At 72.5% G+C, this 17721-nt stretch carries 14 protein-coding genes; all 14 read right to left on the bottom strand.

Annotation, left to right across the window (positions count from 1 at the left end):
* Positions 1–2: 2 nt before the first annotated feature.
* Positions 3–968 (bottom strand): SMP-30/gluconolactonase/LRE family protein, encoded by a 966-nt coding sequence (locus ACIQMR_RS12830; RefSeq protein ID WP_401385443.1) that lies wholly within the window; start codon positions 966–968, stop codon positions 3–5.
* On the bottom strand, positions 965–1600 hold the full coding sequence (locus tag ACIQMR_RS12825) for a bifunctional 4-hydroxy-2-oxoglutarate aldolase/2-dehydro-3-deoxy-phosphogluconate aldolase (protein WP_401385442.1): 636 nt from the start codon (positions 1598–1600) through the stop codon (positions 965–967). The genes ACIQMR_RS12830 and ACIQMR_RS12825 overlap by 4 nt, the downstream gene beginning before the upstream one ends.
* 27 nt (positions 1601–1627) lie before the next feature.
* Positions 1628–2527 carry a hypothetical protein gene (locus ACIQMR_RS12820; RefSeq protein WP_401385441.1) on the bottom strand — a complete coding sequence of 300 codons (900 nt, stop codon included), beginning with the start codon at positions 2525–2527 and terminating at the stop codon, positions 1628–1630.
* Positions 2521–3666 carry a galactonate dehydratase gene (gene dgoD, locus ACIQMR_RS12815; RefSeq protein ID WP_401385440.1) on the bottom strand — a complete coding sequence of 382 codons (1146 nt, stop codon included), beginning with the start codon at positions 3664–3666 and terminating at the stop codon, positions 2521–2523. Before dgoD ends, ACIQMR_RS12820 begins: the two co-directional genes overlap by 7 nt.
* On the bottom strand, positions 3663–4493 hold the full coding sequence (locus ACIQMR_RS12810) for a FadR/GntR family transcriptional regulator (protein WP_401385439.1): 831 nt from the start codon (positions 4491–4493) through the stop codon (positions 3663–3665). The genes dgoD and ACIQMR_RS12810 overlap by 4 nt, the downstream gene beginning before the upstream one ends.
* Before the next feature lie 48 nt (positions 4494–4541).
* Entirely contained in the window at positions 4542–5300 is a 759-nt protein-coding gene (locus ACIQMR_RS12805; protein WP_401385438.1) for an SDR family NAD(P)-dependent oxidoreductase, read from the bottom strand.
* Positions 5301–5355: 55 nt separating this feature from the next.
* Entirely contained in the window at positions 5356–7467 is a 2112-nt protein-coding gene (locus ACIQMR_RS12800; protein WP_401385437.1) for an alpha-galactosidase, read from the bottom strand.
* Complete coding sequence (locus tag ACIQMR_RS12795) at positions 7464–8390, bottom strand: carbohydrate ABC transporter permease (RefSeq protein ID WP_401385436.1); 927 nt, start codon at positions 8388–8390, stop codon at positions 7464–7466. Before ACIQMR_RS12795 ends, ACIQMR_RS12800 begins: the two co-directional genes overlap by 4 nt.
* Positions 8387–9286: a carbohydrate ABC transporter permease gene (locus ACIQMR_RS12790; RefSeq protein WP_401385435.1), complete on the bottom strand. Its 900-nt coding sequence runs from the start codon at positions 9284–9286 to the stop codon at positions 8387–8389. Before ACIQMR_RS12790 ends, ACIQMR_RS12795 begins: the two co-directional genes overlap by 4 nt.
* A gap of 2 nt (positions 9287–9288) precedes the next feature.
* Positions 9289–10581, bottom strand: coding sequence for an ABC transporter substrate-binding protein (locus tag ACIQMR_RS12785; RefSeq protein WP_401385434.1), 1293 nt, complete (start codon positions 10579–10581; stop codon positions 9289–9291).
* 221 nt (positions 10582–10802) lie between these two features.
* Complete coding sequence (locus ACIQMR_RS12780; protein WP_401385433.1) at positions 10803–12905, bottom strand: glycoside hydrolase family 27 protein; 2103 nt, start codon at positions 12903–12905, stop codon at positions 10803–10805.
* Between the two features lie 252 nt (positions 12906–13157).
* The gene (locus tag ACIQMR_RS12775) at positions 13158–13634 is read right to left on the bottom strand and encodes a DUF5709 domain-containing protein (RefSeq protein WP_401385432.1); all 477 of its coding nucleotides are present in this window, start codon (positions 13632–13634) and stop codon (positions 13158–13160) included.
* A 128-nt stretch (positions 13635–13762) separates the two neighbouring features.
* Positions 13763–15154 carry a glycine betaine/L-proline transporter ProP gene (gene proP, locus ACIQMR_RS12770; protein ID WP_401385737.1) on the bottom strand — a complete coding sequence of 464 codons (1392 nt, stop codon included), beginning with the start codon at positions 15152–15154 and terminating at the stop codon, positions 13763–13765.
* 331 nt (positions 15155–15485) lie between these two features.
* The gene (locus ACIQMR_RS12765) at positions 15486–17612 is read right to left on the bottom strand and encodes an alpha-galactosidase (protein WP_401385431.1); all 2127 of its coding nucleotides are present in this window, start codon (positions 17610–17612) and stop codon (positions 15486–15488) included.
* Between the last annotated feature and the right edge of the window lie 109 nt (positions 17613–17721).

The following is a 17721-nucleotide window of genomic DNA, read 5'->3' as shown; positions in this document are numbered from 1 at the left end:
GGTCACGGCAGGAGGTCCCCGGTCGCCGCGCAGGTTCCGGCCGCGCGGGCCCCGGTGGCGGCGGAGTCCCCGGCGCCGGAGTACGCGCGGTCCGGGTCCGTGGTGTCCGCCGGGCGGTACGGCGCGGCCGCCGCTCCGGGTACGTCCACGCGGAACGCGAAGACGGCGCCGTCCAGCGGCCGCGGCCGGGGCAGGCCGATGCGGGCACTGGTGACGAGGAGGGTGCGCCCGTCGGGGCCGCCGAGGCACAACCCGGCGGGCTGGGCGGCGGGCAGCTCCACGATCCGGTCGAGAGTGCCGTCGGGGTGGTAGCGGTGAGCCTGTCCGACGCCCCAGACGGCGGTCCAGAGGCCGCCCCCGGAGTCGGTCGTCATGCCGTCGGGGCTGCCCGTGCCGAAGGTGACGAAGCGTTCGGGCGCGCCCAGGTCGCCGGTGGCCGGGTCGACGGGGTAGCGCCGGATGATGCCCCGGGCGCTGTCGGCGAGATACATGAGGGTGCCGTCGTGGCTGAAGGCCGGGCCGTTGGGCACCGTGATGTCCCGCAGCACGCGGGTGACGCCGCCGTCGCGGTCGACGCGGTAGAGGGATCCCGCGTCCTCGGTCGCCTCGTACGCCATGCTGCCCGCCCAGAAGCGGCCGTGCGGGTCGGCGACGCCGTCGTTCATCCGCATCGGCACCGGAGCGTCGTCCTCGGGGCGGGCGATCCAGTCGGCTCGCCCGGCGTCGTCGATGCGGCAGATACCGGTGCCCGCCGCCGCGATCCAGTGGCCGGCCCGGCCCTCGACCGGGGCCACCGCGCCCAGCGGGCAGGGCAGTTGGGCGATCAGCCGGTGCGGTGCGGCGGGGTCGTCGGGAGCGGACAGGAGCCGGCCGGTGAGGATGTCGGTCAGTACGGCCCGGCCGTCCGTCCAGCGGATGCCCTCGCCGAGTTCGAGGCGGTCGGTCGCGAGGACCGTGGGCGCGGTCACGGGCGGGCCTGCGGACGGACGACGTCCAGGAACTCACGGGCCCGCGCGCGCAGGGCGGCGAGGCTGCCTCCCGAGGCGGCGTCGCCGGTCAGCGGGGAGCCGACACCGACGGCCGTGGCGCCGGCTCGCAGGTATGCCGAGGCCGCCCCGGCGTCCACTCCCCCGACGGGCACGAAGGGCACGTCGGGGAAGGGGCCGCGCAGGTCGCGCAGATACCCGGGGCCGCCGGCGCTGCCGGCCGGGAAGAGCTTGAGGGCGTCGGCGCCGAGCCGGAGTGCCTGGAGGACGTCGGTGGGGGTCATCACGCCCGCGAGCACCGGGAGTCCGAGTTCCCGGCCGGTGGCTATGCCGTCGCTGACCGCGGGGGTGACGAGGAAGGCGGCTCCGGCCTTGTGGGCTTCCCGTGCGTCGTCGGCGGTGAGGACGGTGCCCGCGCCGAGGAGCGCGTCCGGGCCGAGGGCGGCGCGTGCCCGGGCGATGACGTCGAGCGCGTCGCGTCCGGTGAGGGAGACCTCGATGAGGGCGACGCCCTCCTCGGCGAGGGTGAGGACGGTGTTCAGCGCCGCGTCCGGGTCGCTGCCGCGGACGATGGCGAGCAGCCGGTGGGCGCGCAGCGCGGCGAGCAGGTCCATCCGACGTCCCTTCTGGTGGTGGTGTGTTCAGCGGGTGGTGCGGTGGTTGGCGGCGCAGTGGTCAGTGGCGCGGTGGTCGGCGGCGCCATGCTCAGTAGCGCGACGGGTCACGGTGACGGTGAGCCGCCAGGCGGCTTCGCCGGACGCGGGGACGACGGCCGTGTCCCCGTCCTCGGCCGCCGTGCGGTCGAAGACGCGGCCGAGCATCGGCTCGACACCGACGGAGCGGTACGGCGCGTCCCGGGGGAAGCCACCGAGGTTTCGCCACAGGGCGACGGACACCGGCGGGCCGTCGGCCTCCACGGACATGTGCAGGGTGTCGGAGCCGTCGTGCACGCAGACCCGCGCGGTGAGGACGACGGCGCCCACGGCGGTCCCGTCGTCCGGGCCGAGCCGGTCCAGCGCGATGCCGTCGACGCGGGGCCAGGCGCCGGTGACCCACCGCGCGCCCTCGTCCGGGTGGAGCCGGGTCACGGCGGGGCCGTCGATGCCGATCCGGGCGGCCGGGGACAGGTCGAGCAGGGCGTGGGCGGCCCACACGAAGCGGTAACCCGGCTCGGCGGTGAGCGTGTAGTCGGCGACGGCCGCGCCGGCGTCGTCGCGGATACGACGGGCCAGGCGGAAGTCGGGGCACTCCACGACGTCCAGGTCCCCGTCCCGACGCCACCGCCGTGACCAGGCGTCCCCGTGGTCGGGGAGCCCGCGCACCGTGGGTACGCACTCCTCCAGTCCCCCGGCGTCGGCGAAGGCGTCGCCGGGCTGGACGCGGGCGCGGCGCGGCTCGTCGCGGTGCCAGAGCCATTCGCGGCCGCCGGCGGTCAGCGAGGTCCAGCGGCCGCCGCGTTCCGGGTCGGTGACGACGGACAACGGAAGCCGGGTGCCGCGCTCCCCCGGGCTCGCCGCGGCGTTCACGGCGGGGCTCACCATTCGGCGAAGGAGCCGTCGGCGTGCCGCCAGACGGGGTTGCGCCAGGCGTGGCCGGAGCGGTCGGCCGCGCGAACCGCGTCCTCGTCGACGGCGATGCCGAGTCCGGGCAGTGGGGTGCGGTGCGCCTGGCCGGCGACGAAGCGGAAGGGTTCGGTGTCGACGAGGTAGGACAGCAGGTCGGCCTCCTTGTTGTAGTGGATGCCGCGGCTCTGCTCCTGGATCAGGAAGTTGGGCGTGGCGAAGGCGACCTGGAGGCTCGCGGCCAGCGCGATCGGGCCGAGGGGGCAGTGCGGCGCGAGCTGGGCCCCGAAGGTCTCGGCGAGCGAGGCGATCCGGGTGACCTCCGAGATCCCGCCGGCGTGCGACAGGTCGGGCTGGGCGACGGCGATGCCCGCGGTCAGTGCGGGGAGGAAGTCGGCGCGCCCGTAGAGCCGTTCACCGGTGGCGAGCGGGACGGACGAGGCCGACACCAGCCCCGGGAGCAGACGAGCCTGGTCGGGCAGGACGGGCTCCTCGACGAACAGCGGGTGCAGCGGGGCGATCTCGTGGAGCACGCGGCGCGCGTTGGCGGCGCTGAACCGGCCGTGGAAGTCGATCGCGACGTCACGGTACGGACCGAGGGCCTCGCGTGCCGCCGCGACCCGTTCGACGACCGCGGCGGTCTCGGCGGGGCTGGTGAGCGGTGCGGTGCGCCCGGCGGCGTTCATCTTGACGGCGGTGAAGCCCGCCTCGGCCTGGGCGGTGATCTCGTCCTTGATCTGGGCGGGTTCGTCGCCGCCGACCCAGGCGTACACGCGGACCGTGTCACGGACGGGCCCGCCGAGCAGGGTGTGCACCGGTACGCCGAGGGTGCGGCCCGCGATGTCCCACAGGGCCTGGTCGATGCCTGCCACGGCGCTGGAGAGCACGGGCCCGCCACGGTAGAAGCCGCCCTTGGTCAGCACCTGCCAGTGGTCCTGGATGCGCAGCGGGTCCTGGCCCACCAGGTACTCCGACAGGACATCGACGGCCGCCCGTACGACTTCGGCCCGGCCCTCGACCACGGGTTCGCCCCAGCCGACGACACCGTCGTCGGTCTCGATCCGGCAGAACAGCCAGCGGGGCGGGACGAGGAAGGTCTCGACGCGCTCGATCTTCACTTTGCCCGGCCGTCCTTCTCCTCGTCGGCTCCGGCAGTGCCGCCCGTCTCCCGGGCAGTGCCACCCGTGTCCCCGGCAGCACCGTCCGCGGCCGCGTCCTCGCCCTCGTCCCCTCTCCCGTGCGGGCCGCTGACCTTGTCGAGGTCGCGCATCGCCTGGTCGAGCAGGGCACACATGGCCTGCTCGGCGGCGTCCGGATCCCGGTCCCGTACGGCGTCGAGGACGGCCCGGTGGCTGGGTACGGGGTCCCCGCTGTGCGGGGCGCTGTGCACGAGCCGGTCGCGCTGGGCCAGGCCCGACTCGATGACCATCTCCATGCGTTCCAGCAGTTCGTTGTGGGTGGCCGCGAGGAGTGCGCGGTGGAAGGCGAGGTCGGACTCGACGGCGTGGCTCGCGCCGCCTTCCTGGCCCATGGCGGCCAGTGCCGCCTCCAGTGCCTCGAGGTCGGCGTCGGTGCGGCGGGCAGCGGCCAGCCGCACGGCGGCGGGTTCGATGATGCCGCGGACCTCGCCGAGGTTGCGCAGCAGCGCCGGGTCGGCGCCGGTGCCGCTGCTCTCGGAGAACTGCCAGCGCAGGACGTCGGCGTCGAGCAGGTTCCAGTCGGATCGGGGGCGGACGAAGGTGCCGCGCTTCTGCCGGGCGTCGACCATGCCCTTGGCGGCGAGCACCTTCAGCGATTCACGCAGGGCCGTCAGGCTGACGTCCAGTTCGCTCTGCAGGGCTGCCATGTCGAGCGTCGCTCCCTCGGGGATCTCGCCGCTGAGCACCCGGCGGGCGAGGGTCTCCACGGTCTGGCCGTGCACCCCGCGGCGCGCGTATGGCGTCATGTGTTTGCCTTTCTTGCTGGTCGGTCGGTGGCCGGCGCTGTCGGTCCGTCAGGCGGAAGCCTTGACGACGCTCCAGCCGCCGTCCACGAGCAGGCTCGATCCGGTGATGTACGAGGCTTCGTCGGCGGCGAGGAAGGCGACGGCCGCGGCCGCCTCCTCGGGGGTGCCGAAGCGGCGGGCCGCGGTTTCGGCGATGCTGCGTTCACGGTCGTCCCGCGGCACCCGGTCCCACGCGCCGGTGAGGATCGGGCCGGGCAGCACGGCGTTGACGCGTACGTCCGGTCCGTACTCGGCGGCGAGCTGGCCGCACAGCGACAGCAGGGCCCCCTTGCTCGCCGCGTACGCGGGGTGCCCGGGGATGCCCCGGTGGGCGTGGACGGAGGAGACGAGCACCACGGCGCCCCGGTTGTCGCGGAGGTCGGGCAGTGCCGCCTTGAAGCCGAGGAAGGCGCCGGTGAGGTTGACCGACAGCTGCCGTTCCCAGGAGGCGAGGCTCGTGTCGTGGGCGGGCGCCACCTCCACCGTGAACGCGTTGCTGACCAGGACGCCCACGGGCCCGAAGGTGTGGGCGGCGGTCATCACCCGCCGCCAGTCGTCCTCGCGTGCGGTGTCGGCGGCGACGAAGAGGGCGCGCGCGCCGTCCTTGCGCAGCCGCGCGGCGGTCTCCTCGCCGCGGTCGGCGGCGATGTCGGCGAGCACGACGGCCGCGCCCTCGGCGGCGAGGCGTGCCGCGGTGGCCGCACCTATGCCGGATGCGGCGCCGGTGACGACGGCGACGCGGTGGGTGAAGCGAGCCGCTGGGTTCATGGGGTGGGTCGTCTCCTGTCGGGAGGTGGTGCGTGCTCGGATTCTTCCGTTGTCGTCACTGCCGGGCCAGGACGACCAACTCCGCGTCGTGTGCGGCGGTCCAGGCGAACGGCAGCCCCGAGTGGAGCAGATACGCGCCGCCGTAGCGGGTCCCGGAGTCCTGGTCGGTGTACGCCACGCCCGGGTCGAGGCCGCGCAGCCGCAGCCGGGCGGCCGGGCCGGGAACCAGCGGCGCGCCGTCGAGCGGGCCGGTGTTCCAGGCGGTCACCACCAGCCGGTGGCCGCCCGGTTCCTCGTACTGGATGCCGCAGGTCGGGTCGTCGGGGCTGCCGAGCAGATGGACCTCGCCGTGGTGGACGACGTCGCGGACGTCCTTGTAGCGGGCGATCCATCGGGCGGCCTCGGCGCGCTGCTCCGGCGTCCAGTCGCGGAGGTCGGCGCCGATTCCCAGCACGCCGGCGAGGGAGCCGACGAAGCGGAAGGCGAGGGAGCGGGGCCGCGGGTCGAAGATGCCGGGAGCGTCGGTGACCCAGGAACTCATGGTGTGCGGGGCGTGGGCGTGGAGGTAGCCGTACTGGATGCGCAGCCGGTCCATGGGCGCGGTGTTGTCGCTCGGCCACACCACGTCGGTACGGGCGAGGGTGGCGTGTTCGATGCGCGCGCCGCCGCCGGCGCAGCCTTCGACGGTGACGTGGGAGTGGGCGCTGCGCAGGTGGTCCAGGACGCGCAGGTAGCCGGCGACATGGGCGGCGTCGAGGTCGTGGCGTTCCGGGTCGGTGCCGGCCGGGTGACCGGGACGGCCGCGTTCGGTGGGCGGCCGGTTCATGTCCCACTTGAGGTAGCTGATGGAGTGGGAGGAGAGCAGCCGGTCGAGGGTGCCGATGACGAACTCCTGGACGTCCGTGCGGCCGAGGTCGAGGAGGAGCTGGTTGCGCACGAGCGTGGCGGGTCGGCCCTCGATCCGGTAGGCCCATTCGGGGTGTTCGGCGTGGAGCCGCGAGCGCGGGCTGACCGCTTCGGGTTCGACCCACAGGCCGAAGTCCATGCCGAGCGCCCTGACCTGGTCGACGAAGTGGTCGAGTCCGCCGGGGAAGCCGGCCGGGTCCGGCTCCCAGTCGCCGAGGCCGCCGGTGTCGTCGTGGCGTCCGGTGAACCAGCCGTCGTCGACGACGAACAGTTCGGCGCCCAGCTCCGCGGCCGTCTTGGCCAGCTCCAGCTGCCCGGCGGCGTCGACGTCGAAGCCGGTGGCCTCCCAGGAGTTGTAGAGGACCTTGCGGGGCCGGTCCATGCGCCCGCCGGTGAGCCGGCGCTCGTAGCGGTGCCACACGCGGGCCAGTCCGTCGAGGCCGTCGGGACTGAAGGCGCAGGCCAGTCGGGGCGTGGTGAGGGTGGTGCCGGGGGCGAGGCGGACGGCGCCCTCGTGCGGCACCCGCCCGGCGCGGATCCGTACGGATCCGCCGGGCTCGGCGTCGGCGGTGATGCGCCAGTTGCCGGACCATTCCAGGGCGATGCCGTAGGTGGGGGTGGCGCCCTCGGCGGGGGCGGCGGAGTCCTGGATCGCGAGCCATGGGGCGTACGCGTGACCGGCGGAGCCCTGGGTGCTCTCCATCTCGAAGCGTCCGCGCGCCAGTTCCACATCCCGCAGCTGGAACTCCTGCGACCACTGTCCTGCCAGGTACGTCAGCCGGGCACCCGCCTGGACGGGCACGTTGACGGCTGCGGAGTCGAAGCGTTCCAGGCGCAGCTCGCTGTCCCCGGTGCAGGTCAGCTCCGTCCAGCGAAGGACGACGTCGGTGCCGGGAACGGTCTCGTAGCACAGGGTCGTCCGCAGGCCGAGGACGTCGTCGCCGAAGTCCAGGCGCAGTGCGCGGTCGCCGTCCGGCGCGGCGCCGGTGAACCTCCACCAGCTGCCGCGTTCGCCGCCCGGGTGCTGGGCGATCAGATCGGCGCCGGTGAAGGGGCGCAGCCCGTACGGGATGTACTCGGCCGGTGCGGCGTCGGCGGGGGTGAGGAAGTGGGTGCGCCGCGACCGGTCCATCGGCGAGGGGCCCGCCTCGGCGCCGTGCGGGCCCCAGGCGGCGAGCTCGGCCCAGTGGCCGTCCGGGCCGAGGGTGACGGCGTAGGTGGTGGTGTCGGTGCGCAGCAGCCACCGGTCGTGCGGGGTCACTTGACGGCTCCGAGGTTCAGTCCGGCGACGAAGTGGCGCTGGAAGCGGAGGAAGACGGCGACGGTGGGGGCGGCGGCGATCACCGACCCTGCGGCGATCACGTTCCACATGGACACGTACTGGCCCTGCAGGCCGAGGAGGGACGCGGTGATCGGCATCTGTGTGTCGGTGCGGAGCACCGTGATGGCCCACAGCAGGTCGTTGAAGATCCAGGTGAACGACAGCGCGCTGAGTGCGGCGAGTGCCGGGCGGGCCAGTGGCAGGATGATCCGCCGGTAGATCTGCCAGGGGCTCGCGCCGTCGATGACGGCGGCCTGCTGGATCTCGTCGGGGATCGCCCGCATGAAGCCGTGCAGGACGAAGACGTAGAAGCCGACGCCGAAGCCGACCTGCACCCCGATCAGGGCGTACAACTGGTCGTGGATGCCCATCACTTCGCTGAGCTTGGAGACCGGGATCAGCAGGATCTGCGGGGGCAGCAGATTGCCGCCGAGCATGAGCAGCAGCAGGGCTCGCCGCAGCGGCAGGTCGTAGCGGCTGAGCGCGAAGGCCGCCATGGAGGCGAGGCCGAGCGAGAGCAGCACGGTGGGAACGGTGACGAGCATGCTGTTGATGAGGGCCTGTTGCTGGCCGCCGTCGACCCATGCCTGGCGGAAGCCGTCCAGGGTGAAGGAGTGCGGCAGGCTGCCGACGCCGTGGGCGGCGATGTCGTCGAAGGTGCGGGTGCTGGTGACCAGGACGAGGGCGATCGGCAGCAGCCACAGCGCGGACAGCGTGCCCGCCGTGAGGTGGAAGCCGGCGGTGCGCAGGGCGCGGCTGCCGAGGGCGGGCCGGCGGGGGTGCGGCCCCGGGCCGGCGGAGCCGGTGGCGGGATCGTTTCCGGAGCTCTTGCCGACGGGTGCGGAGGCGTGGGTGACGGTCATCGGTCGGCCTCCCGGAAGGCACGCACGAGGTAGCTCGCGATGACGCCGAAGGCGAGCACGAAGATGACGACGGCGAGCGCGGAGCCGTATCCGAGGCGCAGGGACTGGAACGCGGTGGAGTACATGTAGGTGCTCAGCAGTTCGGAGGAGTGGTACGGGCCGCCGCGGGTCAGCGCCCAGACGACGTCGAACGAGCGCAGGGAGTCGATGACGATGACCGACAGGACGACCGCGTTGACGCTGCGCAGCTGCGGCAGGGTGATGTGGCGGAACTGCTGCAGGCGGCCCGCGCCGTCGACCTTGGCCGCCTCGTACAGCACGGGATCGATTCCCTTGAGGCCGGCGAGGTAGAGCACCATGACGTAGCCGACCTGTCGCCACAGCGCGGGCACGATCACCGCGTAGAAGGCGGTGTCCTGGTCGGCGAGCCACGCGTGCCGCCAGCCGCCGAGACCCACGGCCGACAGCACGTTGTTGATCAGACCGTCCGGCTGGTACATCGCCTGCCACACCAGCGCGGTGGCGACCAGCGAGAAGACCACCGGCAGGAAGAGCGCCGCCCGGTAGAACCCGATGCCGCGCCGCTCCTGCTGGAGCAGCAGCGCGGCACCGAGGCCGAGGGCGGCGGAGAGCCCGCCGAAGAGCAGCAGCCACAGCACCGTGTTGACCAGGGCGGTGCGGAAGACCGCGTCGTGCGCCATCTCGCTGAAGTTGCCGAGGCCGACGAAGGCGGGTGCGCTCAGGCCGTCCCAGGACGTCAGCGACAGGTAGAAGCCCTGCAGGGCCGGCCAGAAGACCCAGAACGCCTCGGCGAGCAGCGGGACGAGCACGAAGGCCAGGACCACCGGGGGCACCCGGGTGGCCCTCGACCGTCGTGCGGAGCCGATCAGCGCCATGGTCACTGGCTCCAGATCTTCTCTGCGCCGCGCTGCCAGGTGGTGAGGATGGAACCGATCTGCTTCGGCTTGGCCAAGTAGTGGACCAGCGCCGTGTCGGCGGTCGGCTGGAGGGCGTCGCTGGAGTCGCGGTTGAAGAACTGGGTGAGATCGGTGGCGCTCTCGATGAGCTTGCGGCCCTTGAGGACCAGCGGGGTTCCCGCGTCCTTGGCGTCGGGGTGGGTGGGCAGAACGGTGCCCGAGGAGTTCTTGATGTAGAGCTCCTGCGACTCGGCGGTGGCCAGGTAGCGCAGCAGCTCCTTGACGCCGTCTGCGCGCCTGGTGCGGGCGCTGGCGAAGTAGCCGTCGGCGGGCGCCTCCTCGGCGACCGGGATCTTCGGGTCGATGATCGGGAACTGGAAGAAGTCCAGGTCGCCCAGGGCGTCCTTGGGTGCCGCGTCGGCGAAGAAGGTGCCGATCAGCATCATGCCCGTTCGACCCTGGAGGAGAGCGGTGGTGGCGTCCTGGAAGGGGATCGCCGTGCCGTTCGGGTCGAAGAACGGGCGCGCCTCGTCCCAGCGGTCGAAGACCCTGCGGACCTCGGGGTCGTCGAATCGGTGCTTTCCGGCGAGGAGTTCGCGGTGGTACGTGGCGCCGTTGACACGGATGTCGAGGTAGTCGAACCAGGTGGAGGCGACCCACGGGGTGTCGCCGCCGGCGCCGAGGCCGATCGGTGCGACGCCCTTGCTCTTGAGCTTGTCGCACAGGTCGAGGAACTCGTCCCAGGTCCTGGGCTCCTCGACGCCCCACTTGGCGAAGTTGGACTTCCGGTAGAACATCCCCCACCAGTAGTAGGTGGTGGGCACGAAGACCTTCGTGCCGCTGGAGGCCGAGGTGCACAGCCTCTTCAGCGCGTCGGAGTAGCCGGCGAACTCGGGTCCGGCCCAGATGTCGTCGAGGCCGAGCAGCAGGTCCTTCTTCGCGTACGACTCGGCGACGGAGCCGGGGTACCAGGTGTAGACGTCCGGCGGGTTGGCAGAGGTGAGGTAGGTCGGCAGCTGGGTGCGGAAGGTCTCCGCCGCGACGGTGTTGAGCTGTGCCCCGGCGCCGCCGCGCTTGTCGAAGGCGGCGACGACCGCCTGCATCGCGGTCTTGGCCTGCGGGGAGGAGAGGTTGGACTGCAGGGTCACCGGGCCGCCGGACTTTCCTCCGGTGGCGGACGGGCTCTGGGTGACGCAGCTGCTGAGCAGCGCGCCCGCGCCGACTGCACCTGCTCCTGCGAGGAACCTGCGGCGGGTGGCGTTGAAGGCGGTCATCTGTGCACTCCCTAAGTGCCCACGAAACGGAGCTGAGGCCCCCTGACGGCCCGGCTCTGGGTGCGGCAGGCACAGCCTGTCCCGAGATCCACGCGCCGTCAAGAATAATTACTAATTTATCTTCCGGAGGGTGTGCTCCGGGCCCGGCAAGGCCCGGAGCACACCGGGATGGAGCGATCGCAGCTGGTGGAGCGGAGCGGGTCGAGCAGCGCGGGCGCGGCTCAGAGCGCGCTCTGGTGGACGCGACCGTCCACCCCGCGGAAGGCGGCGAGCACGCCGCCGTCCGGCCCGGCGACGGCACCGAGCGCGCCGTCGAAGGCACCGCTGACGAACGCGGTGTTCTTGGTCCAGCCCGCCCAGCCGTCCGCAGCGGTCCAGCTGCGCTGCCAGAGCGTGTAGTCACCGGCCCGCGCGTACAGGCGCACCGTGCCGCCCGAGGCCACCAGGGTCGGGCTGCCGCTGGTCGTGCCGCCGAGCGCCGTCCAGTCGGACCAGGTGCCGGACGTGTCACGGGTCCGCGACCACACGGCGTCGTCGGCGGTGCGCACCGCCAGGTGCAGTCGTCCGGCGTCGTCGGTCACGGCCGACGGGCGTCCGTAGAAGGGCCGGTCCTGCGGCGCGTCCAGGGAGGTCCAGCCGGAGGCGGGGCCGCGTGACCACACGCGCCCGTCCGCGCCGCGGGCGAACAGCGTCCACTCGTCGGGGCCGGCGAAGGCGGCGGTCGGCGCGTCCGTCAGCGTCCCTCCGAGACTCTGCCAGCGTCCCCAGCGCCCGTCCGCGTAGACCCGCCGGTAGGCGGTGTCGTCGGTGCCGCGGACGAAGACGTCGATCCTGCCGCCCGCAGAGGCGTACGCGGCGGGCTGGCCGAGGATGCGGCCGTGGGTCGGGCCGCCCAGTTCGGTGGTCCTGGCCTTGGACCAGTCACCGCCCCGTGCGCTCTGCGCGCGCAGGCTCCCGTCCGTACCCCGGGCGAAGACCGTCAGCGTGTCCCCGTCGCGCACCAGCGCGGGGCTCGCCGAGGCGCGGCCTGGCAGCTGCGTACCGGGGGCGTCGTCCGTGCCCGTCAGCTTCAGGAAGGCGGTTCCGTGCGCGGGGACGCGCACCGTGTACGAGCCGGTGTGCGTCCCGCGCGAGGCACGGGCCCGCAGGTCGCGGACCGCGACGGGGCCGGTCAGCCCGGCGTCGGAGAACCGCACGGTGCGCTCCTGCGCCTGGTCGGAGCGGTTGAGCAGGACGACGGCCCGCTTGCCCGCCCCCTTCAGCACCTTGCTGTAGACGTCGCCTGCGGTGTCGGTCGCGACGCGCACGCCCTGGATGGCGAGCGGGTCCTGGTTCACGGCGATGATCTCGGGGTTGCGCAGGGTGTCGATCATCGACTTCGGCAGGGTGCGCGGGTCACTGCCGATGATCAGTGGCGAGGCCATCTCGGCCCACATCACGAACTGCGTGGTGGACTCCTCCTCCGTCAGTTCGTAGCCGCCCTCGGCGAGCTTGCGCATCGGGATGAGGTAGTCCGGGTCGTTGTAGCGCCCCGGCCCCTGGGCCTCGGGGTGCCAGGCGTTGGCGTCCATGTTGCGCAGGACGTTGGGCCACTCGCCCGCCGTCGGGGTTCCCCAGGCGATGTCGGTTCCGGTGCGCCAGGAGTCGGCGGTGGTGGGCCCGTAGACGAAGGCGTTGTGCGCGTCCTGCTCGGGGGTGTGCGGCATGCCCCAGTCGTCGGTGAGCGGATTGCACAGGTTGAGCAGCATCTTCCTGCCGGACTTGGCGACGGCGTCGCCGAACTCCTTGAAGGCGGGGCCCGGGTCGAGCCCCGCCCCGATGCCGCAGAGGAAGTCCACCTTGATGGCGTCGACCTTCCACCCGGCGAACTGGCGGGCATCCTCGTCGTAGTGGCCGCGGCTGCCCAGACCGCACCACTTGCCGCCGTCGTACGCGCCCGCGTCGGTGTAGATACCGGCCTTGAGACCGCGCTGGTGAAGGTACGTCACCAGCGCGGGGATCCCGGAGGGGAAGCGGGCGGGGTGGGCCACGAGCCGGCCCGTCACCGGGTCGCGCGGCTCGTCCGCCTGCCAACCGCCGTCCAGCCAGACGATGTCGTAGCCGCTGTCGCGCAGCCCGCTGCTGACGAGGTGGTCGGCGACCTTCCTGACCTGGTCCTCCGTGGGGGCGCCGAGCCCGTAGTAGGTGTTCCATCCCATGTACGGCGTGGGGGCGAGGCCGCTGTCGTAGTACTGCGGCGCGCCCTGGTCGTCCGCGGCGCCTGCCGCGGGTACTGCCGACCCGACCAGCACCACGGCGCCGAGCACCACCGTGGTACGCCGCACCCGCGCCAACCCTGCACGATGCGAAGCCACTGAATTCTCCCGAGAAGTTGGGGTCCACGTGGCAGCCCCACCCGGGATCACGCCGGGGCGGCGGCGCCACGGCGGAAACTGTGGCCGCGCCCTCGAAAGCTGTCAATATTAATTGCTAATTAACTTAAAAACGGTCTCCGGGAGAGCGTCGTGCCGCCGCGCGTGACCCGGCGATCGCGGCGACGGCCCTGCTCACCGGGGGCCGGTGGAGGTCACTGGAGGTCACTGAAGGTCCTCCACCTCGCCCTCCTCCTCGTCCGCGATGGTGTGCATGGCCGCCTCCTCCGCGGACGCCGCCCCGCCGTCGATGCCGACGTCGTGAGCGAGGATGTCGACGGTGCCACCCGTGCCGTCCACCTCGGGGCGGAGCCTGCCGGTGCGGGCATCCCCGGCCTCGTCGTCCACGGGTTCACCGTCGGTCGGCAGATCACCGATGCCGTCCCCTTCGGGCGGCTCCACCTCCGGCGTCTCCTGGGCCAGCCGGTCCGCCAGGGAGGCGCCCCGCATCTGCTCCGCTCCCGTGGTGCCGTAGCTCTCCACGCCCAGCGGTCGCTCCGGCGGCGAATAGCCCTCGTCGAGAATGCCGTCCAGGTCCTGCTCGTCGAGCACGTTCTCCAGGTCGAGATCGTCGACCGGCGGGTTCTTCACATCCGAATGCTCCGGTTGGTATACGTCATCGCCTCTTGACTGCTCCGACATCGCGTCCTCCTTCGCCCCGCGCACTTCTCGGCCTCAAGGAACCGCGGGAACCGGTTCTGCTCCCTCCCTGCTCCTGCTACTCCTGAGCCGATCACATCGCGGTCGCAGGCGCCACGCGCCCGGCCCGGCTACGCCGCCCGGACGGCCCGCGCCTCCGCCTGCGTCTCCACGGCGGGAGGCGACCCGGGCAGCGGCCGACCTGCGGACTCCGCCATGAACCACACCGCCACGCCACCGATGATCGCCGCGGCCATCATGTAGTAGGCCGGCATCATCACGTCGCCCGTCGCGCCGATGAGGGCCGTGACCACCAGCGGCGTCGTACCGCCGAAGAGCGAGACCGAGACGTTGAAGCCGATGGACAGGGAGCCGTAGCGGACGCGGGTGGGGAAGAGGGCCGGCAGGGCCGAGGGCATCGCCGCGGTGAAGCAGACCAGGAGCAGGCCCAGCGCGCCCATGCCGAGCGCGATGGCGAAGAGGCTGCCCTGGCGGATCAGCAGCAGCGCGGGGACGGAGAGGAAGAAGAAGCCCGCACAGCCGGCGGCGATCACCGGGCGGCGGCCGACACGGTCCGACAGCGCGCCGGCGAACGGCTGGACGATCATCATCAGCACCATGACACCGAGCACGACCAGCAGGCCGTGGGTCTCGTCGTAGTGCAGCTCGCTCGTCAGATAGCTCGGCATGTAGGACAGCAGCATGTAGTCCGTGACGTTGAAGATCAGGACGAGGCCCATGCACAGCAGCAGGCCCTTCCACTGCCCCGTGATCATGTCGCGCAGCGGGACCTTCGGCCGCTCGCGCTCCTCACGCGCGGCCTTCTCCAGCTCGGCGGCGAACGCCGGGGTCTCCTCCAGCTTCGTCCGCATGTAGAGACCGATGACGCCCATCGGGCCCGCGATCAGGAAGGGAATGCGCCAGCCCCAGGACAGCAGGTCCTCGGACGACAGCAGAGCGGTCATCAGCGTGACCAGACCCGCACCGGCGATGTAGCCGGCGAGCGTGCCGAACTCCAGCCAGCTGCCGAGGAAGCCTCGCTTCCGGTCGGGCGCGTACTCGGCGATGAACGTCGTCGCGCCCGCGTACTCGCCGCCCGTCGAGAAGCCCTGCACCAGCCGGGCCGCGAGCAGCAGGATCGGCGCGCCCACGCCGATCGCCGCGTACGACGGGATCAGGCCGATGGCGAGGGTGCCGACGGCCATCATGATCATGGTGACGGCGAGCACCTTCTGGCGGCCGATGCGGTCGCCGAGCGGGCCGAAGACCATGCCGCCGAGCGGGCGGACGAGGAAAGCCGCGGCGAAGGCGCCGAAGGTGGACAGCAGCTGGGCGGTGGGATTGCCGGAGGGGAAGAAGACCTTGCCCAGCGTCACGGCGAGGTAGCTGTAGACGCCGAAGTCGAACCACTCCATCGCGTTGCCGAGCGCGGCCGCCTTCACAGCGCGCTTGACGAGCGCGGGGTCGGTGACGGTGGCGGTCGTGACGGTGCCCCGGCTCTGCCGGGGGACCTTGTTCCGGATCGGTGCGTGGAAGGTGGCACTCGGCAAGGTTCCGCTCGCCTGCCTCTCGGTCGACTGCAAGGACAAAGGCCGCCGATATCGGAATATCGGACGGCCGGAGATCGACCATAGACACAAACACGTGCCGTACGGACCGCGAGCGGTCGGTGGCTCTGGGTTGCGAAACCACTGTTGTCGAGGCAGAACGACGGCCTCCGCGACCGTCCCGGCGCCGGGAGATTGTGATGCATGTCGCGAGCTCCGGGCGCAACCGCCCCGGCCGGGCGCAACGGCACTCGGCCGAGCTCCCTCGGCCTCACCGTGCCGGGTCCACCCGGCCGCGGGGCGGTCGCTACGCCCGGTCCCGCACCAGATGGACCGACGTGCTCGACCAGTCCCCCGCCGGCAGCTCCAGCATCAGTCCGTATCCCGCGAGAACCGCCCCGTGGTGCACCGCCCCGGTGCGGGTGTCGCGATAGCGCGCGGCCGGGTCCAGTCCGCCCGGGCGGACCGGGACACGAGGGCTGCCGTGGCGTTCGTTGGCCCGCCACGCCAGCAGCAGGGCCTCGCCGGAGTCCGGCGCGGTGTACTGCACCACCGTCGGCCCCTCGCCGCCGGGCTCGCCGATCCGGTGGAGAGCTCCGTGCTGCACGAGGTGCCGTACCGTCTTGTACTCGGCGACCAGGCCGGCGGCCTCGGCCATGTCGTCGGGCGACCAGGCGTTGAGGTCTCCGCCGATGGCCAGCAGCCCGGCCATCGCGACATGGAACCGGAACCGCAGGGGCACGCTGCGGCTCGTCAGCTGGTTCGGCACGTCGGTGACCCAGGCCGCCATGGTCCGGGCCGGGTAGATCTGGCCGAAGCCGTGCTGGATGGAGATCCTGTCCGGCGCGTCCGTGTTGTCCGACACCCATGCCTGGTCCGTGCGCGAGAGGATGCCGAGATCGACCCGGCCGCCGCCTCCGCTGCACGCTTCGACGCGCAGGCCGGGGTGGTCGGCGCGGAGCCGGTCGATGATCCCGTAGAGCTGGTGCACGTAGCGCGTCCACAGCAGGTCGGAGCCGTTCTCCCGGTCAGCCCAGCCGGCCTCGCTGAAGGCGCGGTTCATGTCCCACTTCAGGAAGTCGATGCCCTCGTCGCCCACCAGCCGGGTCAGCCAGTCGTAGGTGAAGTCGGCGACGTCCGGGCGCGCGAGGTTGAGCACCAGTTGGTTGCGCAGTTCCGTACGGGCACGGCCGGGTGTGTGCAGGACCCAGTCGGGGTGCTCGCGGTACAGGTCGCTGTCCGGGTTGACCATCTCCGGCTCCACCCACAGGCCGAACCGCATGCCGAGCCGGTGGACCTCCTTGACCAGCGGCCCGAGCCCGCGGGGGAAGCGGTCGGCGGACGCGGTCCAGTCGCCTAGTCCCGCCCGGTCGCTGCGGCGCGCGCCGAACCAGCCGTCGTCCAGTACGTACAGCTCGACGCCGAGGGAGGCCGCCCGCGCGGCGAGCGCCAGCTGGCTCTCCTCGTCGACGTCGAATCCGGTGGCCTCCCACGAGTTGTAGAGCACCGGCGCCTGCTCTTCGGGGTGCGGCAGTACGTGGGCCAGGGTGTACGCGTGCCAGGCGCGGCTGGCCTCGCCGAAGCCGCCCTCGGCGTACAGCCCCGCGAAGACGGGGGTGGTGAACTCCTCGCCCGGGCCCAGCGGCAGGGCGACACCGTCGTGGCCCGCTCCCCCGGTGAGCCCGGCCCGGCCGTCGGGCGTGCGCTGCACGGTGATCCGCCAGCTGCCGCTCCAGGCCAGTGCCGCGCTCCACACCCGCCCGTGGGTCTCGGTGGCCGAACCGTCGTCCACCATCACCCACGGGTTGGCGTGATGACTGGTGATGCCCCGGCGGCTGGTCAGAACGGTCTCGCCGTGCGGCAGTGGTTCCCGGCGCAGCTGAGTCTCCGCCGACCACTGGCCGGTGACATGGCTGAGCCGGTATCCCGGCAGCGCCGGCAGTGACCAGGCCGCCGAATCGGCGCGCAGCACCTCCACCGCGGCGTCCGCGTCGTTGCGCAGGACCAGCCGGCGCTCGATGACGTCGCTGTCATCGTGGACCCGGTAGCGGAGCGCCACCCGCAGCGGATGGGCCCGGTCGCGAAAGGACAGTTCGAGTTCGTGCACTCCGGGGGCCGGCTCGGTGAGCCGATGGCCCTCCGGCTGCCATTCGAATCCGCGGGTGCCGTCGGCGAAGCGGACCTGAAGTGACGGCGGGCCGAAGCGAGCGCCTCCGTCGACGGGCAGTTCCTCGCCCACCCCCGGCCGGCCTTCGAAGCTGCTGTGCGGCGGCGGGGGCGGAGCGGCCAGTTCCGCAGCCTGCTCCAGATCCAGCCGCGGGCCCCAGGCCACGTGACAGGGAGCCCCGGACTCGTCGATCCGCAGCGCGTACGAGGTGTGCGGGGTGTTCAGCAGCCAGAGCCCGGTGTCCGGGGCGTGGGAGACGACCGTCATGGATCCTCACGTGGGAGAGCGGTACCGCGTGCAGACGCCACCCAAGTCCTCCTTGGATCACCTGTCAATGCCCCATGCACATCTGCTGTTTGATGGTGCGGAGCGCCGC

It is taken from the genome of Streptomyces sp. NPDC091376, assembly GCF_044757085.1.
Taxonomy (GTDB): domain Bacteria; phylum Actinomycetota; class Actinomycetes; order Streptomycetales; family Streptomycetaceae; genus Streptomyces; species Streptomyces pratisoli.
The sequence above is the reverse complement of the archived record's forward strand: the minus strand, read 5'-3'. Positions and strand labels throughout refer to the sequence as shown.